The organism is Kitasatospora hibisci (genome assembly GCF_043950205.1).
Classification (GTDB): Bacteria; Actinomycetota; Actinomycetes; order Streptomycetales; family Streptomycetaceae; genus Kitasatospora; species Kitasatospora hibisci.
On sequence record NZ_CP171642.1, the window covers coordinates 3352662 to 3377571 of the forward strand.

Below are 24910 nucleotides of genomic sequence, written 5' to 3' on the forward strand. Positions count from 1 at the left end.
GTCGCCGGACCGCTACCCGAGCCGGGCTCCCGTCCGCCGCCGCCCAGCAGCCACGCCGCACGCGAGCGCGGTGACGCCCAGGGCCGCGGCCACCGTCGCCGGCAGCACCGCACCGCCGCCACCGCCGCCCGCCGCCACCGCGGACCGCGCGGACCGCTCCGACTGCGCGGTGGCGTCCGGCTGGTAGCCGCCGCCCTTCCCCGCCCGGTCGTACGCCGAGCCGGGCAACTTGTCCCCGTACCGTTGCCGGACGAGCTGCTGGTACGCCGCCAGGCTCACCCCGGACGCACCCACCGAGCGCCGGGCCTCGTCGGACAGCGGGAGTACCCGGCCGTCCCGCAGCACGTACCAGGCGTTGAGCTGCGGCTCGCGGAACGCCGTCCCGCCACCGCCGTCGGCCGCCCGAGCCGCGTAGTCGCTCTCGTCGCCGCCGGAGGCGATGTTGACGACCTGCCAGCCGTCGTCCTGCCTGACCGTCCAGACCGAGGCGATCTGCCCGTCCGCCGAGACGGCCTTGCTGGCCGCGAACTCGGCCTTCGCCACCGGCGCGCCCGGGGTCCCGGCCACGAAGGCCGCGTCCAGGGTGTAGACCGGCACGGTGTCGCCGGCGAGCCGCGGGGCGGCCTCCTGCGCCGCCCGGGCCTCCTCGGCCGCCCCGACGGTCGGCCGGCCGGTCGTCGGGGCGCCCTTGCGGGCGAAGAAGTGGCCCAACCGGTCCAGGACCGCCGGGCTCTGGGCCGCGCCGCGGGCCTGCGCCAGCTCGGCGGCGGTGACCGGCGCGGGGGTGCCGGCGGGAACACCGGCCGGGTCGTCGGCGTGGGCGGCCGGAGCGGCGGCCAGGCCGAGACCGGTGACGAGCAGGAGGCCGGCGGCGGCCTTACGGATGCTGGTCATGGTCGCCCCTCACGCGCCGATCCGGTACAGGGAGTGGGTCCAGGAGAACGTGCCGTTGGACACGTAGTAGTTGTAGTCCGCCCAGTTGTAGCGGTAGTTGGACGGCCACGGGTCACCCCAGTAGACCCAGTTGTTCGAGGTGTCGTAGCCGTAGACCACGTGCATGTGGCCGCCGCCCGAGCTCCACTGGATCCGGGTCTCGATCGGCCGGTCGGCGTTCACCTCGGTCTGCACGGTGCTGTAGCGCAGGTACCCGTTGACGTACGAGCCCGGGTTGACGCCGATCCAGTCGAGGCCGTTCTGCACGTCGCCGAGCGTGGCCTGGCTGTTGGGGCAGCCGGAGTTGGTCGCCCGGCCGAACGCGGCGTTGCAGAACTGGTTCTGGCTGTAGGAGTAGCCGAACCAGGTGGCGATCGTGTTGCCGCTCGCCGCCCAGCACCAGTTGCTCTGCTGTTGCTGCTGCATGGTGATGTTGAGCTTCTTGTACGTGCCGGCCAGGTCGGCGGCGCTGCCCGCCGCGGCCGCCGGCCGCACCTGGGCGGACGGCACGAACCGGACGGAGGGGGCGGACCGGGCGGAGGGGGCGCCGTTGGGGGCGGCGGAGGCCGGGGCGGCGGCCGCGACGCTGAGCGCCGGGCCGAGCACGCCGAGCGCGAGCACCGAGACCGCGCGGCGCAGGCGTGTCCGTGGAACTGACATGGGGGAGTTCCTCCTGGCGCAGGCAGAGGAGTGGAGATGTGTGGGGGTGCGGTCCGGATCGCGCCATGAGCATCACCCCGTCGAGAGAGCCTGGTCAACGACCCTCGCGGCCCCCGTTCCCGGGTGTGAACGCCACCACCCGGGTGTGAACGCCGCCCCGCGGACCCCGGCGCCCCCAGGCGCCACCGGTGACAAACCACCCTCCGCATGTGAATATTCACGACCGAACGAACCGGTGCCCGCCCCGCTCGACACGAGGAGGCCGCCATGCAGCGGACCGACCGGGCCGACCTCGCCACCGTCCTGCGCACCGGGCCGTTCCACCTCGCCCTGCGCACCGCCATCGCCGCCCGCGGCCTCGCCCTGCACCGGGTGCGCCAGCACCTCGCCCAGCGCGGTGTCCACGTCGGCCTGACCAGTCTCAGCTACTGGCAGCAGGGCCGCCGCCGCCCCGAACGGGCCGAATCCCTGCGCGCGGTAGCCGCGTTGGAGGAGGTCCTGGACCTCCCCGAGCACTCCCTCACCCGGCTGCTCGGCCCGCGCCGGGCCACCCCCGCCGACCCGGCCGGCCCACCCGTGCGCCCCTACCGGGACCTCATCGTCCCGGCCGCCGCGGTCGACGACCTCCTCGCCACCATCGCCGGCCCCCGCGACACCGGCCTGCACACCATCACCCACATCGAACGGGTCCGGATCGGCGCCGACCGACGGATGGTCCGCCGCGACTCCCAGCACGCCCTGCGCGCCCACCGCGACGGCATCGACCGCTACCTGGCCATCTACCAGGGCGACCCCGGCTGCGACGTCACCCGGGTCGGCGTCCGCGCCGAGGAGAACTGCCGCCCCGGCCGGATCCGCCGCGACGCCGCCCACGACCTCCTCGTCGCCGAGCTCCTGCTCGACCGCCGCCTCCGCACCGGCGACACCCACCTGCTCGGCTACGGCTTCGACGACGCCCCCTCGCCCGGGCCCAGCAGCGAGTACGTCCGCGGCTTCAACTCCGGCGCCGGCCAGTACGTCCTCCAGGTCACCTTCCACCCGGCCGCCCTCCCGGTGCGCTGCCACCGCTTCGCCCTCCGCTCCCCCGGCGAGAAGCCGTACGAGACGGAGGAGCTGACCCTGGACGGCCACCACTGCGTCCACCTGGTCGGCACGGCCCTGCGGCCCTGCCTGCTGGGGATCCGGTGGGACTGGGAATAGCGGCCGGGAGCCGGGTCCGCCGGGCGGCCGGGTTCACGCGAGCGGCTGGCCCGCCCGATCGGTCCGACCCGGCTGTTCGGCCCGTTCGGCCCGTTCGGCCTGGTTCGCCCGGTTCACCTGGTGCGCCGCCACCTTCAGCACCGGCCGTTCGGCCCTGCGCAGGGCGTCGTACCCGGGGTCGATGGTGCCGAACAGCCGGTCCCACACCGTGGTGTAGAAGCCCAGGTTGACCGCGGGGTCGGCGTGGTGGGCGGCGTGGAACATCGGCAGCGCCATCCAGCGGAACACCGCGCGCCGCCGGACACCGGCCGGGAAGGGCTCGACACCCAGGTGTCCGAGCAGGCCGAAGACGAGGTTGAGGCCGACGTAGCCGAAGAGCGCCGCGGCGGAGATCTCGCACAGGCAGAGCACCGCGATCCAGGTGCCGCCGAAGCCGAGCACCTCCAGCGGGTGCAGCACGAAGAGGGTCGACGGCCGCGGGTCCGGGTAGCCGTGGTGGACCTCGTGGGCCAGCCGGTAGAGCCGGCGACGGTGGGCCAGCCAGTGGCCGCCGTACATCAGACCGTCCATCACCAGGGCGAACGCCAGCAGCTCGACGACCGCACGCAGCCCGGTGTCCGCCGAGAGCCGGATCCAGCCGGCCCGCCAGAGTGCCCAACCCGCCACCCCGAGGCCGGCGTTGAGCAGGACTGCGGTCACCGTGAGGAGCCGCTCCCGCCGGTCGGGCGACGGCGGGAGCGGCGTCACCCGCCGGTCGCCGAAGCGCCGGACCAGCAGTCCGCCCGCGACCAGCGCCACCACGAACAGCCCGAGGTTGGCGAGCAGCGCGCCCGCCACCACCGCGACCGGGCTCAGCCCGCCCGCCCACGCCAGAAGTCCGTCCATCACCGTGCCCCCCACTCCGCGGCCGCCCCGGGCGGGCCCGGAGGCGGGCCGCTCTCAACCACGGAGGTCCAGGATGGGGCAGCCCACCACCGGCCGGCAGCCGATCGGCCGCCCCGGCCCGGCCACTACCCCTCCGCGCCGCCCGGGCCCGTCCGCGCCCCGAGCCGCTCGGCCAGCGCCGCCGGATCGGTGGTCGGCGCGTCGCAGGCGAAGTGCCGGCAGACGTACGCGGCGGGCTCGTCGTCGACCAGCGGCCGGCCGGCCAGCAGCGGTACCTCGTCCGACGCGGCGCCCGGCCCGCCGACCGCGACCACCGCGCCGGGCGCGGTGCCCAGCAGCGCGGCCCGGTGCAGCGCGGCCGTGGCCGGAGTCCCGGCCGGGCCGATCACCGCGACCTCGCGCGGCCCGTCGGCCAGCGCCTCGGCGACGGCCAGGCCCCAGCCGATGAACCGCGGCGCCCGGCCGGCCAGCGCCCCGACGATGCCGAGCGCCCGCTCCGCGGCGGTGCGGTGGCGCGCCGAACCGGTGTACGCGGCGTAGGTGAGCAGGGCCCCGGCAGCGGCGGTCCAACCGGACGGGGTGGCGTTGTCGGTCGGGTCCTGCGGCCGCCGGATCAGCTCCTCGGCGTCGTCCGCGGTGTCGTACAGCGCGCCGGAGGCCTCGTCGGCAAAGTGCTTGAGCACCGTGTCGAGCAGCCCGCCGGCGAGCTGCAGCCACTCGGCCTCGCCGGTGACGGCGAAGAGTACGAGGAACCCTTCGGCGGTGTCGGCGTAGTCCTCCAGGACGCCGGCGTTCGCGCCGGCCCGGCCGTCCCGGGAGGTGCGCAGCAGGCGGCCGTCGGGGGTGAGGTGGACGGCGAGCAGCAGGTCGGCGGCGCGCTCGGCGGCCTCGACCAGGTCGGGCCGGTCGAGCAGCGCCCCGGTCTCGGCGAGCGCGGCGATGGCGAGCCCGTTCCAGGCGGCGACCACCTTGTCGTCGCGCGCGGGCGCGGGGCGGGCGGCCCGTGCCTCGAACAGCCGGGCCCGGACGCGCTCGTGGGCCTCGGGGTCCCCGGGGTCGACGGGCAGTTGCAGCACCGAGGCGCCGTGCTCGAACGTCCCGGCCGCGGTCACCTCGAACAGCTCGGCGGCGTACCGGCCGTCCTCCTCCCCCAGCACCTCGGCCAGCTGACCGGGCGTCCAGGCGTAGTACGCGCCCTCGGCCTGTTCGCCGCCGGCCGGGTCCAGGCTGTCCGCGTCCAGGGCCGAGGCGAACGCCCCCTCGGGGGTGCGCAGTTCGCGCAGCAGGAAGTCGGCGGTGGAGAGCGCCACCCGGCGGGCGAGCGGGGAGCCGGTGGACCGCCACAGGTGCAGGTACGCGCGCAGCAGCAGCGCGTTGTCGTACAGCATCTTCTCGAAGTGCGGCACCACCCAGCCGGCGTCCACCGCGTAGCGGGCGAAGCCGCCGCCGAGCTGGTCGTGGATGCCGCCGCGGGCCATCGCCTCGGCGGTCCGCCCGGCCATCTCCAGCGCCGCCTCGGAACCGGTCCGGGCGTGGTGGCGGAGCAGGTACTCGATCACCATGGCCGGCGGGAACTTGGGCGCGCCGCCGAAGCCGCCGCGCCGGGTGTCGAACTCCCGGCTGAGGGCGACCAGCGCCTGGTGCAGATCGGCCTCGGCGGGGGGCCGGTTCACGCCGGCGCCCACCGCGTAGACCGAGGCGCGCTCGGCCAGGTCGGCCCGGATCCGGGCGGCGACCTCTCCGACCTCCTCGCGCCTGTCGCGCCAGGCCGCGTCCACGCCCTCCAGCACCTGCCGGAAGGAGGGCATCCCGTGCCGGGGCTCGGGCGGGAAGTACGTCCCGAAGTAGAACGGGTCCTTGTCGGGGGTGAGGAAGACCGTCATGGGCCAGCCGCCCTGCCCGGTCGCCGCCTGCACGGCCTCCATGTAGACGGCGTCGACGTCCGGGCGCTCCTCCCGGTCGACCTTGATCGCGACGAACCGCTCGTTGGCGTACGCGGCCACCGCTTCGTCCTCGAAGGACTCGTGCGCCATCACGTGGCACCAGTGGCAGGAGCTGTACCCGACGCTCAGGAAGACCGGCACGTTGCGCCGCCTCGCCTCCTCGAAGGCGGCGGGCTCCCACTCCCACCAGTCGACGGGGTTCTCCGCGTGCTGGAGCAGGTACGGGGACGTGGCGTGGGCGAGTCGATTGGCCATGCCCCCCATCCTCGCGTACCTGCCCGTACGGGGCGCATGCGCCACGGGCGAGGTGCGCGGGCGGGGCAGCGGGCCGGACGCCTTGCCGGGTCGGGCATTGCGGCATCGCGGGACGGTAGGCCGGGAGCAGCGGCACCGAGCCTGGCGGGACTCCTCGCAGGAGGTACACCATGACCGCCGAGATGGTGGCGCCCGCGTGGATGCATTCGCAGATCAGCGCGGAACAGTACGACTCCTGGTCCGAGGAGCAGTGCGCCGGCATCGAGGTCGTGTCGCCCGGTTCGGAGACCACCGACCGGATCGTGAAGGTGGACCGGTACGCCAAGGCCGGTATCCCCTTCTACTGGCGCGTCGAGCAGGCCGCCACCGGCGTCCCGATCGTCTACACGTACATCCTCGGCCCCGCCACCACGGCCCACCGGGACGGCGAGACGTTCACCGGCACGGTGACGGCCACCCCGCCCTTCTCCCCCACGGTCGATCTCGCAGCCCGGTAGGGGGCACCGAGAGGCCGCCCACTGCCGGTGCTTGACCGTGAGCACACGCATCGTGATGCGTCGCAGTCCGATCGAGGCGCCTCATACCTCCAGACCTGACGAACCTCCACCCGCCGACTCGCCAGGTGGGTGACGGCGCACCCGTGGGCGGCGTCAGCAGTGCGGCCAGCCGATCCCTGCCCACCACCCCTGATCGCACGCCGCCGTTCGACCGGAACCCGGCCCACGGCGACATAGGTCCGGCCCCCGTGAAGGGCCCCTTGCCCGCGGACTGAACGATCGTTTAATATGCTGAACATGCGTTCAATCATGAGGGACGGCAACGATCGGACGAGTCGGGCCGTCATGCGCGACGAGGCCCTGCGGCTCTTCGCGGAGTCCGGGCCCGACGCGGTGTCCGTACGGCAGATCGCGCAGGCCGCCGGCGTGTCACCGGGGCTCGTACTGCACCACTTCGGCTCGAAGGACGGGCTGCGGCAGGACGTCGACCGGCATGTGCTCGCCGTCTTCGAGGCGGTGCTCGGCGAGGTCTCGGCGCACGGTCCCGAGGGCCCCGAGCAGACCAGGGGGCAGGCGCGTTCCCTCGGGGCCGCCGTACTGCGTCATCTGCCCGAGGATTCGCCGGTCCCCGCCTACCTGGGGCGGCTGCTGATGTCGGACGCCGAAGCCGGCCGGACCCTTTTCCGCCGGCTCTTCGAGCTCAGCCTGCGGACCCTGGAGGAGATGGAGCGGACCGGTCAGGCCGCACGCGGACGCGATCCGCAGGTGCGGGCCGCGTTCCTGCTCGTCAACGACCTCGCGCTGCTCCTCCTGCGACCACGGCTGACCGAGGTCCTGGGGACCGACCCGTTGTCCGCCGCGGGCCTCGAACGCTGGGCGCCGGAAGTACTGACCGTCTACGGCGGAGGACTGACCGCCGAGGGAACAGGTGATACGGCATGAAAGCAGTGATCTGCGGGGCGGGGATCGCAGGGCTCGCCCTGGCGCGTCGACTGGACGCGCTGGACTGGAACGTCGTGGTGCTGGAGAAGGCTCCCGGCCCCCGGACCCAGGGGTACATGGTCGACTTCTTCGGCCCGGGGTACGACGCGATGGAGGCCATGGGGCTCCTTCCGCGGCTGACGGAGCTGGCCTACCGCATCGATGAGGCGAGCTTCGTCGACGAGCACGGGCGTCGTCGCGCGGGCCTGGACTACACCCAGTTCTCGCGCGCGGTCGGCGGGCGGCTGATGAGCATCATGCGACCCGACCTGGAGCTGGCGCTGCGCGAGACGCTCCCGCCGGGCGTGGACCTGCGCTTCGGCACCGGCCCCGCGGGCATCGAGGAGACGCCCGACGAGGTGCGCGTGACCCTGGTCGACGGCAGCGTCGAACGGGCCGACCTGCTGGTCGGCGCCGACGGCGTCCACTCCACCGTGCGCGGGCTGGTCTTCGGCGACGAGGCGTCCTTCCTGAAGTACCGGGGGTTCCACACGGCCGCCTACGTCTTCGACGACCCGGACGTCTTCGAGCAGGTGCGGGGCCGGCTCTGCCTGACCGACACGGTCGATCGCCAGATGGGACTCTACGGCCTGCGCGACGGGCGGGTCGCCGCCTTCGGCGTGCACCGGTCCGAGAGCGGAGACGTCCCACGTGACACCCGCGAAGCCGTACGCCACGCCTACGACGGGCTCGGCTGGGTCGTCCCGCGCGCCTTGCGCAAGTGCCCTCCGTCCGGCGAGGTGTACTACGACCAGGTGGCGCAGATCGTGATGGACCGTTGGAGCAGGGGGCGCACGGTGCTGGTCGGAGACGCCGCCTACGCCGTGTCCCTGCTCGCGGGCCAGGGGGCCTCGCTCGGGGTCGCGGGAGCGTACGTGCTGGCCGAAGAACTCGGCCGGGCGTCGTCCGTGGCGGCCGGGCTGGCCGCATACGAGCAGCGCTGGCGCCCGGTGACCCTGGACAAGCAGGAGGCGGGCAGGGCGGCGGCCGAGTGGTTCCTCCCCGCGTCGCCGTCGCGCCTGCGCGCCAGGCGGGCGGCCATGCGACTGTCCGGACTGCCCGGAGTGGGGCGGCTCGTGGCCCGCTCGCTCTCCGGAAAACCGGCCGTCCTGGCCCGTGAGACCACGAGCGACCGCTAGGCCGTGCTTTAGGTCGGGCTCCGGTTCACGCTCCCATTCCTCGATGATCATGTTGTGGGGCGTGGGGATCTTTCTGATGAGCAGTGGTCGGTGCTGGAGTCGTTGCTGCCTGCGGCGGGTGCGAGTCGTAGGCAGCCGAGTCGGCGGCGGTTGATCGACGGGGTGCGTTGGCGGGTTCGAACCGGGGTGCCGTGGCGGGACCTTCCCGATGAGTACGGCCCTTGGCAGACCGTCTACGGGCTGTTCCGCCGCTGGCAGCGCGGGGGTGTCTGGGCCCGACTGTTGACGCCGTTGCAGACGCGGGCCGACGCGGCCGGGCTGATCACGTGGGAGGTGAATGTCGACTCCACCGTCTGCCTGGCTCATCAGCATGCCGCCGGTGCCCGCCGGGACGGGGCGAGGCAGAAGGAACCACCCGGCGGACTCGGCGTCGAGCCGGACGATCACGGGCTGGGCCGGTCCAAGGGCGGATTCACCACGAAGATCCATCTGGCCTGCGAGCAGGGCCAGAAACCGCTGGAGCACGGAGGCTGAGGTCAGGCCCTTGCCCGGACCGGCTCGCCCCAGCTCGGGCAAGGGCCTGATGCCAGAGCTGCCCACTGCACCCGCAGCGGGTGCTTAGCCGGCATCTGCCTCGGGCCTGGGCAGCTCGTCCAGGTCGAGGGTGTAGGTGCGTCCGTCGGCCAGCTCGATGGGCAGCTTGCCCGACCCGTACTTGTGGGTGTGCGCCGCGATGTAGCCGGAGCCGGTGGGCTGGGTGTGGACGACGACCTCCGCGGCGTACGGGTCCACCACCACATAGACCGGGATGCCGTAGCGTCCGTACTTCGCGGTGCAGTCGTCGTAGTCCTTGCGTGCGGAGGAGACCGACACCACTTCGGCGATCAGCAGGACGTCCTCGAAGCTGTAGCGCTTGCCCTGTCGCTGTGCGTCCTCCCGCAGGATCGCGAAGTCCGGGGCCGAGTTCTCGTCGGCGGGGAAGTCCAGATACACGTCGGAGGCGGTCTTCGCGTGCCGGCCGAGCGAGAGCGAGTCGATCTGCATCGACTTGATCGTGCTGGAGTGCTCAAAGCTCTGCGGAGTCATGACCACCTTCCCGTCAGTACCGAAGAAGACCACGTACCCAGCGGGGAACTCGGTGTGCATGACCGCGTCGACGCTCATCAACGGCTCCTTCCTGTCGCCTCTCAGGATATGGGGCCACGCTCCCGCCCGGGGTCCACGACGAGGTTGCCGGCCCAGCGAGAGCAGCAGGGTGCGCTCACGGAGCCGGAGATCGAAGCCGCACGTCGCGAGCTGTTCGGGGACGAGAACGCCGAGGACGCCGAGCGGGGCGCCGCGTGAAGGAGCAGCCGGCCCGCTCGCTGCTGCTCGACTCCGAAGCGCTCTCCCTGCTCCTGCGCAACGACCGCGGTACGGCGGCTCGTATCGAGGCATCCCGGCAGGCCGGGGTTCCCGTCCTCGTGTCCGCGCTGACCGTTGTCGAAGCCGTACACGGGAAGACCGATCTGGCGCGCTTGAAGCGGGTGCTCTCCCGGCTGCGCGTGGAACCGGTCAGCCAGGAGGACTCCCTGACCGCCGTGGAGCTGCTTCAGGACGCAGGGGGGTTGCACGGAGACAAGTCCGCGATCGACGCCCTCGTCGCCGCGCTCGCGCTCCGCGCCCCGGGCCCCGTGATCGTTCTGACCTCCGACCGTGACGACTGGTCGAAGCTCTGCGGGAAACGCGTGACCATCAGAGACGTGCAAGCACCGCCGGCTACTGGGTCTGTGAGTTCACTGGCACCGGTGGCACAAGGCACAGCCGGCGCCCAGCAGTACCGCCTCGAAGGCCTGCGGCTCCCCGGGACCACCGGAGCACCGGGATGCCGGGATGCCACAGGAGGCACGGCGAGGTCGCGTCCGCGAGACGGTTCGGTGTGCCCCCGTCCTTGCGTGGCGGCGCGCGGACGGGGCCCGGTCTCACTCCTTCGGCGCCTCGGGCTCCTCGACGAAGTCGACGCGCTTGAACTGCTTGTTCATCGACTTGGCCAGGAACCAGGTGGCCACGCCGAGGGCGGCGAAGACCACGAAGCCCAGCAGGCCGGGGGTCACCTTGGTCTCGTCGAGGGCGAGCTCGGCGGCGAGGTGGGTGAGGTTCACGGGGGCACTCATATCTCTATGGTGGCCCGGCTCACGGGGAGCCGGGCCATCGGGGGGGTCAGTCGCGCGTGTCGGCGGCCTCGGCCGCCAGGCTGGGGGCGCGCAGGCCGGCGAACAGGTCGTGCTCCGGCAGGTCGACGTCGACGAGGGTGCGGGCCAGCTCGTAGTCCTCGGTGGGCCAGACCTCGCGCTGGACGTCGAGCGGGACGCGGAACCACGGGCCGTCCGGGTCGATCTGGGTGGCGTGCGCGATCAGCGCCCGGTCCCGGGTCTCGAACCAGTCCTCGCAGCGGACCCGGGTGGTGATCTCGCGCTCCTTGCGGCCGCTCTTCTCCCAGCCCGCGATCCACTCGCCGTAGGGCGACTCCAGGCCGTGCTCGGTGAGGTAGGCGTGCAGGGCGCGGATCCGGCCCATCGGGAAGCCGTGGTTGTAGTAGAGCTTCAGCGGCTGCCAGGGCTCGCCGGCGTCCGGGTAGGCGTCCGGGTCACCGGCGGCGTCGAAGGCCAGCATGGTGATCTTGTGGGTCATGATGTGGTCCGGGTGCGGGTACCCGCCGTTCTCGTCGTAGGTCGTGACGACCTGCGGCTTGAACTCTCGGATCAGTCGCACCAGCGGCTCGGCCGCCTCCTTGACGTCCTGCAGGGCGAAGCAGCCCTCCGGCAGCGGCGGCAGCGGGTCGCCCTCGGGCAGGCCCGAGTCGACGAAGCCCAGCCAGGCCTGCCTGATCCCCAGGATCGCACGGGCCTCGTCCATCTCCTTGCGCCGGACCTCGTGGATGTTCTCCTCGATCTCCGGCCGCCCCTGCAGCTTGGGGTTGAGGACCGACCCGCGTTCCCCCCCGGTGCAGGTGGCCACCAGCACGTCCACCCCCTGGTCGACGTACATGGCCATGGTGGCCGCGCCCTTGCTGGACTCGTCGTCCGGGTGGGCGTGCACCGCCATCAGTCGCAACTGCTCAGTCAACGCGTGCGTTCCTTCCACAATGTCCGGGCGTCCCGCCCGCAAGGCCGGTCCGCCCATCGGTCTGAGCCGCTCGGTTCGGGGCCGCGTCACCGCGGGACCGGCCGGAGAGTGCGCCGCGGCGATCAGCCGCCGCGCCGCCGGCACGGCCGAGCCCCGCCCCCGCCGGACCGGCCGCGGGCGTGCCCCTCCTATAGTGACGGACTGGAGGAGCGTCGCATTCCCCCGGCATCACCGGGGCGTCGCCCGGCCCCGGGCCGGGAGCAGGCCCTCGCAGGAGAGGAACGAGCCCGATGACCGCAGGCATCACCACCCCGCAGCTGCCCGAGGGGCGCTACGGCCGGCGCGACGACCGCGAGACGGACCGCCGCCTCAAGGCGGTGGGCGCGGTCTGCGCCGTGGTCGCGCTCGGCCTGCTGGCCTGGCTCGGCGGCTCCTACCTGATCCGCGAGACCACGATGAACGGGCTCGTGCCGACCTTCGAGGCGGTCTCGGACGGCGAGATGAAGCTGCACCTGGCCGTGCGCAAGAGCGAGGGCACCTCGGGCAGCTGCACCGTCCGCTCACAGGGCGCGGACGGCGCGGTGGTCGGCGTGGCGGACTTCCCCGTCCCGGCCGGCGGCTCCAGCTACGACGCGTGGGTGAGTCTTCGGACGACCGCCCGCGGCACCACCGCCGAGCTGCTGGGCTGCACCCCGGCCAAGTGACCCCCGCCACGCGCCCCCGGGGCAGGGCGGTCGGGCGCCCGGCGGACCGGTCCGCAGGCCTCCCGGCCTGGTGATCGTCGGAGCCCCGCCGCCGAGCGGGCGCATATTCCATCTGGAGACCGGGAATCCGTAGAGGAGTCCTGCGGACCGGCTCCTGTACATCTCGGCGCAACGCCACCGTCAACGGCACGCCAACGGCCCTCCCGCTTGTCGGCGGGAGTTGTTAGGCTCGTGGTTTCGCCCCTTCCGCACCAAGAGGTACGGGAGCGGGCGTTGCTTTGTAGTTACGACCGATATCTCCACCACCGATATCTCCACCACCGACCTGCTGACGACTCACACCCTCAGCACAGCCCCAGCACCTACGAGGAGCACCTGTGACCCAGACCAGCGACCACGTGACCTGGCTCACTCAGGCCGGCTACGACCAGCTCAAGGCCGAGCTGGACCATCTGACCGGCACCTGGCGCATCGAGATCGCCCAGAAGATCGAGGCGGCGCGCGAAGAGGGTGACCTCAAGGAGAACGCCGGCTACCACGCCGCCAAGGAGGAGCAGGGCAAGTACGAGCTGCGCATCCGCCAGCTCACCCAGCTCCTGGAGCGCGCCAAGGTCGGCGAGGCCCCCGCGGACTCGGGCGTGGTGGCCCCGGGCATGGTCGTCACGGTCGCCTTCGACGGCGACGAGGACGACACGATGACCTTCCTGCTCGGCTCGCGCGAGATGGCCGGCAGCGACGACCTGGACATCTACTCGCCGCAGTCCCCGCTGGGCCGCGCCATCGACGGCAGGAAGGTGGGCGACGAGGCCGCCTACGAGCTGCCCAACGGCAAGCAGGCCTCGGTCAAGATCACCGATGTGAAGCCGCACAACGGCTGATCCCCGCCCTCGTGCGTCCGGCGCCACGTGTCCGGCCCCGCAGGCGTCCGGGGGCTCGGGCGCGCCGGGCGTCAGCCCGCGGCCGCGCGGTACTTGCGCACCGACAGCCAGGAGAAGACGGCGGTGATCAGCACCGACCAGAGCACCGACACCAGGGCGGCGTGCTGCATCGGCCAGGCGGAGTCCACCGGGCCGACCTGGTTGCCGAAGAGGTCACGGCAGGCCTGCACGGTGGCGCTGAAGGGGTTCCAGTAGGCGATCGGCTGCAGCCAGCCCGGCATCGAGCTGATCGGCACGAAGGCGTTGGAGATGAACGTCAGCGGGAAGAGCCAGATCAGCCCGGCCGAGGTGGCCGCCTCGGGGCTGCGCACCGAGAGGCCGATCAGGGCGCCGATCCAGGAGAAGGCGTAGCCGAGCAGGAGCAGCAGCCCGAACGCGCCCAGCGCCGACAGCACGCCGTCGTGGATCCGCCAGCCGACCGCCAGCGCCACCACCGCGAGCACCACCAGGGTGAAGGCGGTCTGGCAGAGGTCCGCCAGGGTGCGGCCGACCAGCACCGCGGAACGGGCCATCGGCAGCGAGCGGAACCGGTCCACCAGGCCCTTGGTCATGTCCTCCGCGATGCCGGCCGAGGCGCCGGCGGTGGCGAAGGTGACGGTCTGGGCGAAGATGCCCGCCATCAGGAACTGGATGTACGTGTCGGAGCTGGCCTGCGTCCCGGGGATCTGGATGGCCCCGCCCATGACGTACGAGAACAGCAGCACGAACATCACCGGCTGCATGAGCCCGAACACCACGATCTCGGGGATCCTGGTCATCCGGCGCAGGTTCCGCTTGGCGACCACCCAGGAGTCGTGCAGGGTGGCGGCCGCGCCCCGGCGCTGCCTGGGTACCGCACCGCCGATGGCGTGCTCGGTGGCGGTCGTCATCTCACAGCTCCTTGCCGGCCGCGACGGCCTGCTTGTCGGGGCCCGGACCGCTGCCGTCGTCGTCGCTGCGGCCGGCGCGGCCCTTGCCGTGCCCGTGGCCCCGGCCGCCCTTGCCGGCGGCGCCGCCCTCCTCCTCGGTCTCGGTGACGTGGCCGGTGAGGGAGAGGAAGACGTCGTCCAGGGTGGGCCGGCGCAGGCCGATGTCGTCGATCTCGATCGAGCGCGCGTCCAGCTCGCGGATGGCGTCCGCTAGCACCTTGGCGCCGCCGCTGACCGGCACGGTGATCCTGCGGGTGTTCTTCTCCACCGCCGGCTCGCCGAGGGCGTACGCGGAGAGCGCCGAGACGGCGTCGGCGACCAGGTCGGCACGGTGCACCACGACCTCGATCCGCTCGCCGCCGATCTGCGCCTTCAGCTGGTCGGCCGTCCCGCGGGCGATGACCCGGCCGTGGTCGACCACGGCGATGTCGTGGGCGAGCCGGTCGGCCTCCTCCAGGTACTGGGTGGTGAGCAGCAGCGTGGTGCCCTGCTCGACCAGGGTCTCGATCACCTCCCAGAGGGCGAGCCGGTTGCGCGGGTCCAGGCCGGTGGTCGGCTCGTCCAGGAACATCACCGGCGGCCGGACGACCAGCGCGGCGGCGAGGTCGAGGCGGCGGCGCATGCCGCCGGAGTAGGTCTTGGCGGTGCGGTCCCTGGCCTCGGTGAGGTTGAACCACTCCAGCAGCTCCAGCGCGCGCGCCTTCGCGTCACGGGCGCTCATCTGGTAGAGCTCGCCGACCATCTGGAGGTTCTCGAACCCGGTCAGGTACTCGTCGACCGCGGCGTACTGGCCGGAGAGCCCGATCAGGCTGCGGACCCGGTTCGGGTGCTTGAGCACGTCGACGCCGGCCACCGTGGCGCGGCCGGAGTCGGGGCGGAGCAGGGTGGTGAGGACGCGCACGGTGGTGGTCTTGCCGGCGCCATTCGGGCCGAGCAGCCCGAGCACCGTGCCCTCGGGGACGTCCAGGCTGACGCCGTCCAGGGCTCGTACGTCGCCGAAGGTCTTCACCAGGTTCTCGGCTTGGATGGCTGGCGCCATGGGCCTGCCTCATCTCCTCGGACGATATGAGCGATCTGTCCCACTCTGCCCCTGATCGAGGCGAGCAGGCGACCCGGTTTCACCGTGCCGCCACAGAACGCGATGTATCGCGAGTTTCGCAGCACGCGATATATCGCGTCAAGGGTCGGGGCTCCGCCATCGTGACGGGGCCCACCGACAACCGAGGGGCGGACGGCGAACGGGAGGCCTACCGGGAGACGACGTACCCCGCGTCGCGCAGCTCGCCGACCACCGCCGCGCAGTGCTCCGGCCCCTTGGTCTCCAGGTGGAGGTCCACCTCGACCTCGGCCAGCCCCAGTCGCGGGTCGATCCGCACGTGCGCCACGTCCAGCACGTTGGCGTCCAGCCGGGTCAGCACCCCGAGCAGGTCGGCCAGCGAGCCCGGCTTGTCCGCCAGCCGCACCCGCAGCGACAGGTAGCGGCCGGCCGCCGCCAGACCGTGCCGGAGCACCCGCTGCATCAGCTGCGGGTCGATGTTGCCGCCGGAGAGTACCGCCACCACCGGGCCCTCGAAGGCGTCCGGGTGCTCCAGCAGTGCCGCCACCGGGCTGGCCCCGGCCGGCTCGACCACCAGCTTCAGCCGTTCCAGGCCGAGCAGCAGGGCCCGGGAGAGCGAGTCCTCGGAGACCGTCCGGACCCCGTCCGCCAGGGTGTTGACCACCTCGAACGGGATGTCCCCCGGCCGGCCGACCATGATCCCGTCCGCCATGGTGGCGAAGTGCTCCAGCGAGACCGGGCGCCCCGCCGCCAGCGAGGGCGGGTACGCGGCCGCGCCCGCCGCCTGCACCCCGATCACCCGCACGTCCGGGCGCAGCGGCTTCACCGCTGCCGCGATCCCGGCCAGCAGCCCGCCGCCGCCCACCCCGACCAGGATGGTGCGCACCTCCGGGCACTGCTCCAGGATCTCCAGGCCGACGGTGGCCTGGCCGGTGACCACGTCCCAGTGGTCGAAGGGGTGGATGAACACCGCGCCGGTCGCCTCCGAGTACCGCTGCGCGGCCAGCAGCGCCTCGTCCACGGTGGCACCGTGCAACCGGACCTCGGCGCCGTACTCACGGGTCGCCGCCACCTTGGGCAGCGGCGCGGCCACCGGCATGAAGACCGTCGAGCGCACCCCGAGCAGGGAGGCCGCCAGCGCCACCCCCTGAGCGTGGTTGCCGGCGCTCGCCGCGACCACGCCGCCGGCCCGCTGCACCGGCGAGAGCCCCGCGATCCGCACGTACGCCCCGCGCAGTTTGAACGAGCCGGTGCGCTGGAGGTTCTCGCACTTCAGGTGCACCGGCGAGCCGATCAGCGCGGAGAGGTGGCGGCTGCCCTCCATCGGCGTGACCCGGGCGACCCCGGCGAGCATCTTCTGGGCGCCGCGGACGTCGTCGATGGTGATCGGCCAGCTGTGCATGGCAGCAGCCTACGACCGGCGGCACCGCCGACCGGGGATGTCGGGACTGTTCCCGGGCCCGTCCCCGCCGCGTACGCTGCTGGTTCTGAGCCTCTCTCACCGCACGACGATCGTGAGCCGCGATGACGACGCCCTCGCCCCAGGCCACCGACCGCACCGACCCCGTGCACACCCAGCTCCAGTACCAGCTCGCGGTGCTCGCCCGGCGGATGGAACAGGTCCGCAGCTCCGGCGGGTTGGGCGCCCTGGACCGGGCCGCCTACCTGCTGCTCGACCGGCTGGAGCGGCACGGGCCCGCCAACGTCAAGGCCCTGGCCGACGCGCTCGGCGTCGACTCCTCCACCGTCACCCGGCAGGTCGCCCCGCTGGTCGCGGCCGGCCTGGTCGGCCGGGTCCAGGACCCGGCCGACCGCCGCGCCGTCCGGCTCGCGCTGACCCCGCTCGGCGCCGGCCGGTTGGCCGAGGTCCTGGCCGGGCGGGCCGAGCTGGCCCGTCGGCTGCTGGCCGACTGGCCGCCCGAGGAGCAGCGCGCGTTCTGCGCCCTGCTGGCCCGCTTCAACCGCTCCATGGAGTCGTACACGGCGGGCCGGCAGGGCGCCTGACCGTTGCGGGGCCTGGTCAGCCGAGGGCCTGCTGCAGGTCGGCCAGCAGGTCGTCGATCGACTCGATGCCGACCGACACCCGGACCAGGTCCGCGGGGACCTCCAGGGCCGAGCCGGCCACCGAGGCGTGGGTCATCCGGCCCGGGTGCTCGATCAGCGACTCCACGCCGCCCAGCGACTCGCCGAGGGTGAACAGCTGCGCGCGGTTGCAGACCTCGACCGCCGCCTCCTCGCCGCCGTCGACGCGGAAGGAGACCATGCCGCCGAAGGCCTTCATCTGCTTGGCGGCGATGTCGTGGCCGGGGTGCTCCGGCAGGCCCGGGTACAGCACCTGGCTGACCTTCGGGTGGCCGGCCAGCAGTTCGGCGACCTTCTCGGCGTTGGAGCTGTGCCGGTCCATCCGGACGCCGAGGGTCTTGATGCCGCGCAGCACCAGCCAGGCGTCGAACGGGCCGGAGACCGCGCCCATCGCGTTCTGGTGGTACGCGACCTCCTCGCCGAGGGCCGCGTCGGCCAGCACCAGGGCACCTCCGACGACGTCCGAGTGCCCGCCCATGTACTTGGTCGTGGAGTGCACGACCGCGTCGGCGCCGAGCGCGATCGGCTGCTGCAGGTACGGGCTGGCGAAGGTGTTGTCGACGACCAGCAGCGCGCCGGCGCCGTGCGCGATCTCGGCGAGCGCGGTCAGGTCGGTGATGCCCAGCAGCGGGTTGGACGGGGTCTCCACCCAGACCGCGCGGGTGTTGGGACGCAGCGCCTCCCGGACGGTGGCGAGGTCCTGGGTGTTGGCGACGGAGAACTCGACGCCCCAGCGGGTCAGGACCTTGGCGAACAGCCGGAAGGTGCCGCCGTAGGCGTCGTTGGGGATCACGATGTGGTCGCCCGGCTTGAGGACGGTGCGCAGCAGGGTGTCCTCGGCCGCGAGGCCGGAGGCGAAGGCGAGGCCGCGGGCGCCGCCCTCCAGCGCCGCGAGGCACTCCTCCAGCGCGGTGCGGGTCGGGTTGGCGCTGCGGCTGTACTCGTAGCCGCCCCGCAGGCCGCCCACCCCGTCCTGCTTGTAGGTGGACACCTGGTAGATCGGCGTGACGACGGCCCCGGTCTGGGGGTCTGCTTCCTGACCCGCGTGGATGGCGAGGGTCTCGAAGCCCTGGGGAAGCTGGTGCTCGGTCATGTGTCCGAGCGTAGTGGCCGAACGCCGGGCCGCCTCCCGGAAGGGCGGGAGTGCCCGGAATCCGCGGGCGGCCGTCCGCGTTGAAACCTGCGCCACCCTTCCCGACCCGATGGAGCAGGCCGTGCTGTTCAACCGCGTCAAGACCTCGCTCGTCCCCGCCGACCAGGCACTGCCCGGCCGGGAGTCGCCGGCCTTCACCCTGCGCGAGCCGCACACGGTGCTGGGCAACCCGCTCACCGGCCCGTACCCGGAGGGGCTGGAAGTGGCCGATTTCGGCCTCGGCTGCTTCTGGGGTGCCGAGCGCACGTTCTGGCGCCTGCCGGGCGTCTGGACGACGCTGGTGGGCTACCAGGGCGGATTCACCCCCAATCCGACGTACGACGAGGTGTGCAGCGGGTTGACCGGGCACACCGAGGCGGTCCGGGTCGTCTTCGACCCGGCGGTGATCCCGTACGAGCGGCTGCTGAAGACCTTCTGGGAGGCGCACGACCCCACCCAGGGAAACCGGCAGGGCAACGACGTCGGCACCCAGTACCGGTCCGCCGTCTACACCCACTCGCCGGCCCAGGCGGCGGCCGCGGCGGCCACCCGGGACGCCTTCCAGCCCGCGCTGACCGCCATCGGGCTGGGCCCGGTCACCACCGAGATCGCCCCGGCCGGCCCGTTCTACCCGGCCGAGCCGTACCACCAGCAGTACCTGTCCGACGCCAAGAACCCGAACGGCTACTGCGGCCTCGGCGGCACCGGCGCGAGCTGCCCGATCGGGGTCGCCCGCACCGGGGGCTGAGCGGACGGGCAGCTGGGGCGCCGGCGGCGCAGACTGGAAGGACCAACCGGCAGGCCCCGTCACCGAGCGCTGGTGGCGGGGCCCGTCGCCGTCCCGAGGAGGAACCGATGGCCGGTCTCGTCCGCAGGAGCTTCGACGATCCCGAGGAGGTCCGCCCCTTCGAGGCGGGCATGGGGGAGGTCCGCCTGGTCAACCAGGAGGGCGGCGCGGTCGGCCGTGGGGTGTTCCGGCCGGGCTGGCGGTGGACCGAGCACATCAAGCCGATCGCGGGCACCGAGACCTGCCAGGCGGCGCACACGGGGTACGTGCTCTCCGGCCGGATGAAGATCGTGATGGACGACGGCGAGGAGGCGGAGTTCGGCCCCGGCGACTTCATGATCTGCCCGCCCGGCCACGACGCCTGGGTCCTCGGCGACGAGCCCTGCGTCGTGATCGACTGGCAGGGCTTCGCCGACTACGCCAAGCGCTGACCCCGCCCGGGTCCGCCGCCACCGCCCCGCCGGGCTGCCCGGCCGGGGCGGTGGGGCGTCTTCCGGGCGTGCGGGCGGCGTGCGGGCGGGGCGTGCGGGCCGGGCGGCCCTGGGCTCAGAGCGCGCTGCCGGCCTTCCAGGCGGCCCAGCCCATGTTCCAGCCGTTCAGCCCGTTGGACGGCTCGACGGTCCTGTCGCCGGAGTTCACCACCTCGACCACGTCGCCGATCATCGAGCTCTTGTAGAACCTGGCGCCGTCCGCGCCCTGGTCCTGCGCGCCCTTGACGTCGCGGAGGCCGACGCAGCCGTGGCTGGTGTTCTGGCTGCCGAAGATCGACGGCGAGGACCAGTAGTTGCCGTGGATGAAGGTGCCGGAGGTGGTGAGCCGCTGGGCGTGCGGCACGTCGGAGATGTCGTACTCGCTGCCCAGGCCGACGGTCTGCGAATTCATCCGGGTCTGCTGGAACTGCTCGGAGATGACCATCTTGCCGCCCCAGGTGCGGTACTCGGTCGAGCCCCCGGAGATCGCGTAGACCGCGCTCACCTGGCCGTCGGTGGTGACGGTGAGCTTCTTCGCGGCGAGGTCGGCGACGCTGGTCTGGGCACGGCCGACGGTGAAGCGGACGTCCTTGGACTGCGTGCCGTAGACGCCCTTGGCGCCCTGGACGTCCTTGAGCCGGAGCTTGAGGGTGACCTCGGTGCCCTTGGCCCAGTACTCCTGCGGCCGGAAGTCGAGGCGGGTGCTGGAGAACCAGTGCCCGACGATCTCGACGCCCGGCTCGGCTATGACGGTGATCGCCTGCTGGACGGCCCGGCGGTCGGTGACCGGCTTGCTGAAGTTGATCGAGACCGGCATGCCGACGCCCACGACGGATCCGTCCTCGGGGGTGAAGTAGCCGACGAAGGTGTTGGCCGGGGTGGCCGTGGTGAAGGTGGCGTTGGCGTTCGCCTCCAGCCGGTCCTTGTCGGTGGCCGTGGCGGTGACGGTGTACTTGGTGCCGCTGACCGGCGCGGTGGCCGAGGTCCAGCCGGTGCCGTCCGCGGAGAGCTCGCCGGCCAGCGCCTTGCCGGCCGAGTCGACGACCTTGACCGTGCCCAGCGTGCCGCCGGTGACGGTGACCTTGACCGGGTCGCTGAAGCTGGCGGCGGTGGCACCGTCGGCGGGCGTCACGGTGATCACGGCCACCGAGGTCTTCGGCGAGCTGCTCGCCCCGGCCGCCGCCCCGTTCCCGCCCGCCGAGGAGCCGGATCCGCCCGAGGAGCCGGACCCGCCGGCCGGGCCGCCGCCCTCGTCGCCCTTGCTGTCGTTGCAGGCCGCCAGCAGCAGCACCGGTGCGCCGATCAGCCCGGCCAGCACGCCGCGCCGACTCCAGTGCCCGCCGGCCGCCCGGCCCCGCCCGTCCCGTGGTGTCACGTCGCGCTCTCCCTGCTGATCATCCCGGGCATTACGGATACAAGAACGCAATCCACCCCTTCACGGTTCCATCACCAACGGGAGACGTTGGTATGAGACTACTCAACTGGCCGCCAAACATGCCAAATATGGACAGAGCGCCCGACCTGCGCGGGCAGGTCGGGCGCTCACGAGCCGTGGCGGGCGGGCGGCTACTCGGCGGACTCCTCCACCGTGTACTCGTCCCAGCCCTCGCCCTCCGGGTCGAACTCGGTCTGGGCGGACTCCCAGGTCGCGGAGGCGAGCTCCACGCCCGGGACGTCGCCGAGGAGGGCGACCGGGTCGATGAAGTGGGCGAGCGAACCCGACGGGTCCACCTCGATGGCCTCGACGGACTGGGCGCGCTCGTCGTCGTCGAGGTACTCGTCGTCCGCCACCTGCTGCAGGGCGGCCGCCTTCAGCGCGCCCTCGTCGGTGATCTCGGCGATGAGCTCGATGCTGAGCCGGACGTAGCGCGGGGCGTCCTGGCCGGTCGTGTCAGTGCTGGTCATGCGTGCGAGCGTACGGGAAACCACCCGCAGGCACCGGACCGCGGCACCCCGGACGCGCACCGCGGCATCCGGCGCCCATCAGCACCCCGGCAACCAGCAGGGCCGGCCCCTCCGGAGAAGGACCGGCCCTGCCGCCTCCGCCGGGGCTCCCCCACCCGGGAGCCGCGGAGACGCGCCGAGCGGCGCGGCGGTTGCCGCGGGAGCCACCGCACCCTGACACCGGCTGGAGCCGGGCAGGAGCGGGACGACGGCGCCTCCCGCGGACGGGACACGGCCGGCCGGATCAGGGCCGACCTGCGTGTCCTGAGACGACCACGCCCACCGGGGAGCCGCTCCCGGTCGGTCGCCGTCGCCTCGCTCGGCATCTCGCCGTCGACCCCAACGATGCACGAGCCGTGTTAAGCGCGTGCTGCGCGCAGGTGACGCGGATGTACCACTTCACCCGCGGACGAACCCTCAGCCGCGGCGGCGCGGAGCCGGGCTGACCCGGGGTCAGTGACCGGTTCGGCTGGTGAGGAAGCCCAGCAGGTCCTGGCGGGTGACGATGCCCTGCGGCTTGCCCTCGACCAGCACCACCGCGGCGTCGGCCTTCTCCAGCACGGTCATCAGGTTGGTGACGGTCTCGCCCGAGCCGACCACCGGCAGCGGCTTGGACATCACCTTGTCCAGCGTGTCGGTCAGCTGGATCTCGTTCGAGAAGACGCCCTCCAGCAGCAGCTTCTCCACCACCGAGCCGACCACCTCGCCCGCCATGATGTCGGGGTGCCCGGCGCCGGGGGAGACCACCGGCATCTGCGAGACGCCGTACTCGCGCAGCACCCGGACCGCCTCGGCGACGGTCTCGTTCGGGTGCATGTGGACGAACTGCGGGATGCCCTCGTGCTCGATGGCGTCCTTGCGGGCCAGCACCTCGCCGATGTGCGCCTCGTCGGTGGCCGACGGCAGGAAGCCGTAGTCGGCCATCCAGTCGTCGTTGAAGATCTTGGACAGGTAGCCGCGGCCACCGTCCGGCAGCAGCACGACCACGACGTCGTCCGGGCCCAGGTCCCGGGCGACCTCCAGCGCGGCCACCACGGCCATGCCGCAGGAGCCGCCGACCAGCAGGCCCTCCTCCTTGGCGAGGCGGCGGGTCATCTGGAACGAGTCCTTGTCGGAGACGGCGACGATCCCGTCCGCGACGTTGCGGTCGTAGGCGGTCGGCCAGAAGTCCTCGCCGACGCCCTCGACCAGGTACGGCCGGCCGGTGCCGCCGGAGTACACCGAGCCCTCCGGGTCGGCGCCGATCACCTTGACCTTGCCGCCGGAGACCTCCTTCAGGTAGTTGCCGGTGCCGGAGATGGTGCCGCCGGTGCCGACGCCGGCCACGAAGTGAGTGATCTTCCCCTCGGTCTGCTCCCACAGCTCCGGGCCGGTGGAGTAGTAGTGCGAGGCCGGGTTGTCCGGGTTGGAGTACTGGTCCGGCTTCCAGGCGTTGGGCGTCTCGCGGACCAGGCGGTCGGAGACGTTGTAGTAGGAGTCCGGGTGCTCCGGGGCGACCGCGGTCGGACAGACGACCACCTCGGCGCCGTACGCGCGCAGCGTGTTGATCTTGTCGGTGGACACCTTGTCGGGGCAGACGAAGATGCACTTGTAGCCCTTCTGCTGGGCCACGATCGCCAGGCCGACGCCGGTGTTGCCGGAGGTCGGCTCGACGATGGTGCCGCCGGGCTTCAGCGCGCCCGAGGCCTCGGCGGCCTCGATCATGCGCATCGCGATCCGGTCCTTCACCGAGCCGCCGGGGTTGAAGTACTCGACCTTCGCCAGCACGGTCGCGCTGATGCCCTCGGTGACCTTGTTCAGCTTGACCAGCGGCGTGTTGCCGACCAGGTCGATGATCGAGTTGTGGTACCGCACGGGGGTCCTCCCGGTCTGTGGGCATGCGAGTGCTTTCGGTACTGCAAAGCCTAGGGCGTGCCACCGGCCCCAGCCCTCCCCTACGGCACACCCGTCACGGACCCCGCCCCGGGGACCGGCGCCGCATGCCCCTGCCACGAATGGCCCACCCCCGTCGTAGGCCGCCGCCAACGCGGGTAGGAGGGGTTGTATCAGGTGCACTGGAGATGCCCCGCCGGGGGCGGCACGACGACGTGAAGGGGGCACCGGATGCCAGGGGCACAGGAGTCGCGGGCCCGGGTGGCCCGCCGGATCGCCACCGCGGCCGCCTACGGCGGCGGTGGGCTCGGCCTGCTGGGGGTCGGCCTGGTCGGCGTGCTGCTGACCGAGAGCAAGCTGGCCATCCAGGCCATCGGCATGCTGGAGGGCGACCCGCCCAAGGCCAACGGCGTCTACGGCGAGGCGTTCGCCGACGGCACCGAGCTCCAGCCCCCGCTGGTCCTGGCCTTCCTCGGCGACTCCACCGCCGCCGGCCTCGGCGTGCTGCGGGCCCGCGAGACCCCGGGCGCGCTGCTCGCGGCGGGCCTGGCCTCGGTGGCCGAACGGCCGGTCCGGCTGGTCAACGTGGCCTTCTCCGGCGGGCGCTCCGTCGACCTCTCCGGCCAGCTGGAGCTGGCTCTGCCGCACCGCCCCGACATCACCGTGATCATGATCGGAGCCAACGACGTCACCCGGCACAGCCCGGCCCAGCTCGCGGTGCGCCAGCTCGGCGAGGCGGTCGCGGCGCTGCGCGCCAACGGCAGCGAAGTGGTCGTCGGCACCTGCCCCGACCTCGGCACCATCAAACCCGTGCGCCCGCCGCTGCGCTGGGTCGCCCGGCGGCTCAGCCGACAGCTGGCGGCCGCGCAGACCATCGCCGTGGTGGAGGCGGGCGGCCGGACGGTCTCGCTCGGTTCGCTGCTCGGGCCGGAGTTCGCGGCGCGTCCGGAGATGTTCGCGGCCGACCGCTACCACCCCTCGGCCCAGGGCTACGCGACGGCGGCGATGGCCGTCCTGCCGTCGGTCTGCGCCGCACTCGGCCTCTGGCCGGAGGAGGAGCGGCCGGCCGGCCAGGTCCCGGGCGAGTCGGTGCTGCCGGTGGCGGTGGCCGCGGCGGCCGCGGCCGGCCGGTCGGGCACCGAGGTGGCCGCGGTCGGTGCCGAGGGTACGGTCCGGCGCTGGGCACTGCTGCGGCAGCGGCTGCGGGTCGGCCTGCCGGCCGCCTCGGCGGAGCCCGCCGGGGAGGCCGGCCGGTCCCGGTCCGCGGACCGGAGCGCCACGGGCCCGAGCACCAAGGCAGGGGGCCCCGCGGACGGGAGCCCCCTGGACGGGAATACGTCGGCCAGCTCACACGCTGCTGCGGGTGACGCCTGAACTACCAGGCGGTAACTTTCCTCCCGGACGTCCCCGCCCGCCCG

General features: G+C 73.0%; 25 protein-coding genes and 1 pseudogene. 12 read left to right on the forward strand and 14 right to left on the reverse strand.

All coding sequences use genetic code 11. The features are described 5' to 3' along the window. Positions 1 to 12 precede the first annotated feature (12 nt). Positions 13 to 894 (reverse strand): hypothetical protein, encoded by an 882-nt coding sequence (locus ACF9IK_RS14215; protein ID WP_395294574.1) that lies wholly within the window; start codon positions 892 to 894, stop codon positions 13 to 15. Positions 895 to 903: 9 nt separating this feature from the next. After that, positions 904 to 1593 carry a papain-like cysteine protease family protein gene (locus tag ACF9IK_RS14220; RefSeq protein WP_395294575.1) on the reverse strand — a complete coding sequence of 230 codons (690 nt, stop codon included), beginning with the start codon at positions 1591 to 1593 and terminating at the stop codon, positions 904 to 906. A gap of 267 nt (positions 1594 to 1860) precedes the next feature. Here ACF9IK_RS14220 and ACF9IK_RS14225 point away from each other — a divergent pair, with 267 nt between their 5' ends. After that, the gene (locus ACF9IK_RS14225) at positions 1861 to 2793 is read left to right on the forward strand and encodes a hypothetical protein (RefSeq protein ID WP_395294576.1); all 933 of its coding nucleotides are present in this window, start codon (positions 1861 to 1863) and stop codon (positions 2791 to 2793) included. Between the two features lie 33 nt (positions 2794 to 2826). On the opposite strand, the gene ACF9IK_RS14230 is transcribed toward ACF9IK_RS14225, so the two are convergent. Together ACF9IK_RS14230 and ACF9IK_RS14235 are read right to left on the reverse strand one after the other, a co-directional pair. Next, a complete protein-coding gene (locus tag ACF9IK_RS14230; RefSeq protein ID WP_395294577.1) occupies positions 2827 to 3678 on the reverse strand; it encodes a sterol desaturase family protein in 852 nt (283 codons plus the stop codon). A 125-nt stretch (positions 3679 to 3803) separates the two neighbouring features. After that, positions 3804 to 5876 carry a thioredoxin domain-containing protein gene (locus ACF9IK_RS14235; RefSeq protein WP_395294578.1) on the reverse strand — a complete coding sequence of 691 codons (2073 nt, stop codon included), beginning with the start codon at positions 5874 to 5876 and terminating at the stop codon, positions 3804 to 3806. A 170-nt stretch (positions 5877 to 6046) separates the two neighbouring features. Here ACF9IK_RS14235 and ACF9IK_RS14240 point away from each other — a divergent pair, with 170 nt between their 5' ends. From ACF9IK_RS14240 to ACF9IK_RS14255, 4 genes are all read left to right on the forward strand, one after another. Further along, on the forward strand, positions 6047 to 6373 hold the full coding sequence (locus ACF9IK_RS14240) for a hypothetical protein (protein WP_395294579.1): 327 nt from the start codon (positions 6047 to 6049) through the stop codon (positions 6371 to 6373). A gap of 297 nt (positions 6374 to 6670) precedes the next feature. Next, complete coding sequence (locus tag ACF9IK_RS14245) at positions 6671 to 7315, forward strand: TetR/AcrR family transcriptional regulator (protein ID WP_395294580.1); 645 nt, start codon at positions 6671 to 6673, stop codon at positions 7313 to 7315. Further along, a complete protein-coding gene (locus ACF9IK_RS14250) occupies positions 7312 to 8493 on the forward strand; it encodes an FAD-dependent monooxygenase (protein ID WP_395294581.1) in 1182 nt (393 codons plus the stop codon). Before ACF9IK_RS14245 ends, ACF9IK_RS14250 begins: the two co-directional genes overlap by 4 nt. Positions 8494 to 8547: 54 nt before the next feature. After that, the gene (locus tag ACF9IK_RS14255) at positions 8548 to 9027 is read left to right on the forward strand and encodes an IS5 family transposase (protein WP_395294582.1); all 480 of its coding nucleotides are present in this window, start codon (positions 8548 to 8550) and stop codon (positions 9025 to 9027) included. 84 nt (positions 9028 to 9111) lie between these two features. On the opposite strand, the gene ACF9IK_RS14260 is transcribed toward ACF9IK_RS14255, so the two are convergent. Continuing rightward, positions 9112 to 9657, reverse strand: a complete 546-nt coding sequence (locus tag ACF9IK_RS14260) for a Uma2 family endonuclease (protein WP_395294583.1) — start codon at positions 9655 to 9657, stop codon at positions 9112 to 9114. A gap of 176 nt (positions 9658 to 9833) precedes the next feature. Between ACF9IK_RS14260 and ACF9IK_RS14265 the strand changes: the two are divergent. Further along, positions 9834 to 10238, forward strand: a pseudogene (locus ACF9IK_RS14265) (type II toxin-antitoxin system VapC family toxin); the annotation flags it as partial. A gap of 216 nt (positions 10239 to 10454) precedes the next feature. Here the strand turns inward: ACF9IK_RS14265 and ACF9IK_RS14270 are convergent. Together ACF9IK_RS14270 and mca are read right to left on the reverse strand one after the other, a co-directional pair. Continuing rightward, complete coding sequence (locus ACF9IK_RS14270; protein WP_148643133.1) at positions 10455 to 10646, reverse strand: hypothetical protein; 192 nt, start codon at positions 10644 to 10646, stop codon at positions 10455 to 10457. Positions 10647 to 10692: 46 nt separating this feature from the next. Continuing rightward, entirely contained in the window at positions 10693 to 11598 is a 906-nt protein-coding gene (gene mca, locus ACF9IK_RS14275) for a mycothiol conjugate amidase Mca (RefSeq protein WP_395294584.1), read from the reverse strand. A 290-nt stretch (positions 11599 to 11888) separates the two neighbouring features. On the opposite strand from mca, the gene ACF9IK_RS14280 reads away from it, so the two are divergent. Together ACF9IK_RS14280 and greA are read left to right on the forward strand one after the other, a co-directional pair. Then, on the forward strand, positions 11889 to 12302 hold the full coding sequence (locus ACF9IK_RS14280; protein ID WP_395294585.1) for a DUF4307 domain-containing protein: 414 nt from the start codon (positions 11889 to 11891) through the stop codon (positions 12300 to 12302). 377 nt (positions 12303 to 12679) lie between these two features. Further along, positions 12680 to 13180 carry a transcription elongation factor GreA gene (gene greA / locus ACF9IK_RS14285; protein WP_395294586.1) on the forward strand — a complete coding sequence of 167 codons (501 nt, stop codon included), beginning with the start codon at positions 12680 to 12682 and terminating at the stop codon, positions 13178 to 13180. Positions 13181 to 13251: 71 nt separating this feature from the next. Here greA and ACF9IK_RS14290 read toward each other — a convergent pair whose 3' ends face one another. The 3 genes from ACF9IK_RS14290 to ilvA form a co-directional block, all read right to left on the reverse strand. Beyond that, positions 13252 to 14109 (reverse strand): ABC transporter permease, encoded by an 858-nt coding sequence (locus ACF9IK_RS14290; RefSeq protein ID WP_395294587.1) that lies wholly within the window; start codon positions 14107 to 14109, stop codon positions 13252 to 13254. A 1-nt stretch (position 14110) separates the two neighbouring features. After that, positions 14111 to 15187: an ATP-binding cassette domain-containing protein gene (locus ACF9IK_RS14295; protein ID WP_395294588.1), complete on the reverse strand. Its 1077-nt coding sequence runs from the start codon at positions 15185 to 15187 to the stop codon at positions 14111 to 14113. 208 nt (positions 15188 to 15395) lie between these two features. After that, positions 15396 to 16607: a threonine ammonia-lyase gene (gene ilvA, locus ACF9IK_RS14300; protein WP_313765315.1), complete on the reverse strand. Its 1212-nt coding sequence runs from the start codon at positions 16605 to 16607 to the stop codon at positions 15396 to 15398. Positions 16608 to 16729: 122 nt separating this feature from the next. Between ilvA and ACF9IK_RS14305 the strand changes: the two genes are divergently transcribed. Further along, on the forward strand, positions 16730 to 17209 hold the full coding sequence (locus ACF9IK_RS14305; RefSeq protein ID WP_395294589.1) for a MarR family winged helix-turn-helix transcriptional regulator: 480 nt from the start codon (positions 16730 to 16732) through the stop codon (positions 17207 to 17209). A 16-nt stretch (positions 17210 to 17225) separates the two neighbouring features. On the opposite strand, the gene ACF9IK_RS14310 is transcribed toward ACF9IK_RS14305, so the two are convergent. Further along, positions 17226 to 18380, reverse strand: a complete 1155-nt coding sequence (locus ACF9IK_RS14310) for a cystathionine gamma-synthase (RefSeq protein ID WP_395294590.1) — start codon at positions 18378 to 18380, stop codon at positions 17226 to 17228. Between the two features lie 109 nt (positions 18381 to 18489). Between ACF9IK_RS14310 and msrA the strand changes: the two genes are divergently transcribed. Beyond that, positions 18490 to 19167 (forward strand): peptide-methionine (S)-S-oxide reductase MsrA, encoded by a 678-nt coding sequence (msrA, locus tag ACF9IK_RS14315; protein WP_395294591.1) that lies wholly within the window; start codon positions 18490 to 18492, stop codon positions 19165 to 19167. Positions 19168 to 19274: 107 nt separating this feature from the next. Next, the gene (locus ACF9IK_RS14320) at positions 19275 to 19637 is read left to right on the forward strand and encodes a cupin domain-containing protein (RefSeq protein ID WP_395294592.1); all 363 of its coding nucleotides are present in this window, start codon (positions 19275 to 19277) and stop codon (positions 19635 to 19637) included. Positions 19638 to 19752: 115 nt separating this feature from the next. Here the strand turns inward: ACF9IK_RS14320 and ACF9IK_RS14325 are convergent, their stop codons facing one another. From ACF9IK_RS14325 to ACF9IK_RS14335, 3 genes are all read right to left on the reverse strand, one after another. Next, positions 19753 to 21051 carry a L,D-transpeptidase gene (locus tag ACF9IK_RS14325; protein ID WP_395294593.1) on the reverse strand — a complete coding sequence of 433 codons (1299 nt, stop codon included), beginning with the start codon at positions 21049 to 21051 and terminating at the stop codon, positions 19753 to 19755. Between the two features lie 191 nt (positions 21052 to 21242). Further along, positions 21243 to 21581, reverse strand: a complete 339-nt coding sequence (locus ACF9IK_RS14330) for a hypothetical protein (RefSeq protein WP_238949627.1) — start codon at positions 21579 to 21581, stop codon at positions 21243 to 21245. Positions 21582 to 22073: 492 nt separating this feature from the next. Continuing rightward, on the reverse strand, positions 22074 to 23474 hold the full coding sequence (locus tag ACF9IK_RS14335; protein WP_395294594.1) for a cystathionine beta-synthase: 1401 nt from the start codon (positions 23472 to 23474) through the stop codon (positions 22074 to 22076). A gap of 249 nt (positions 23475 to 23723) precedes the next feature. Here ACF9IK_RS14335 and ACF9IK_RS14340 point away from each other — a divergent pair, with 249 nt between their 5' ends. Continuing rightward, a complete protein-coding gene (locus ACF9IK_RS14340; protein ID WP_395294595.1) occupies positions 23724 to 24866 on the forward strand; it encodes an SGNH/GDSL hydrolase family protein in 1143 nt (380 codons plus the stop codon). Positions 24867 to 24910 lie beyond the last annotated feature (44 nt).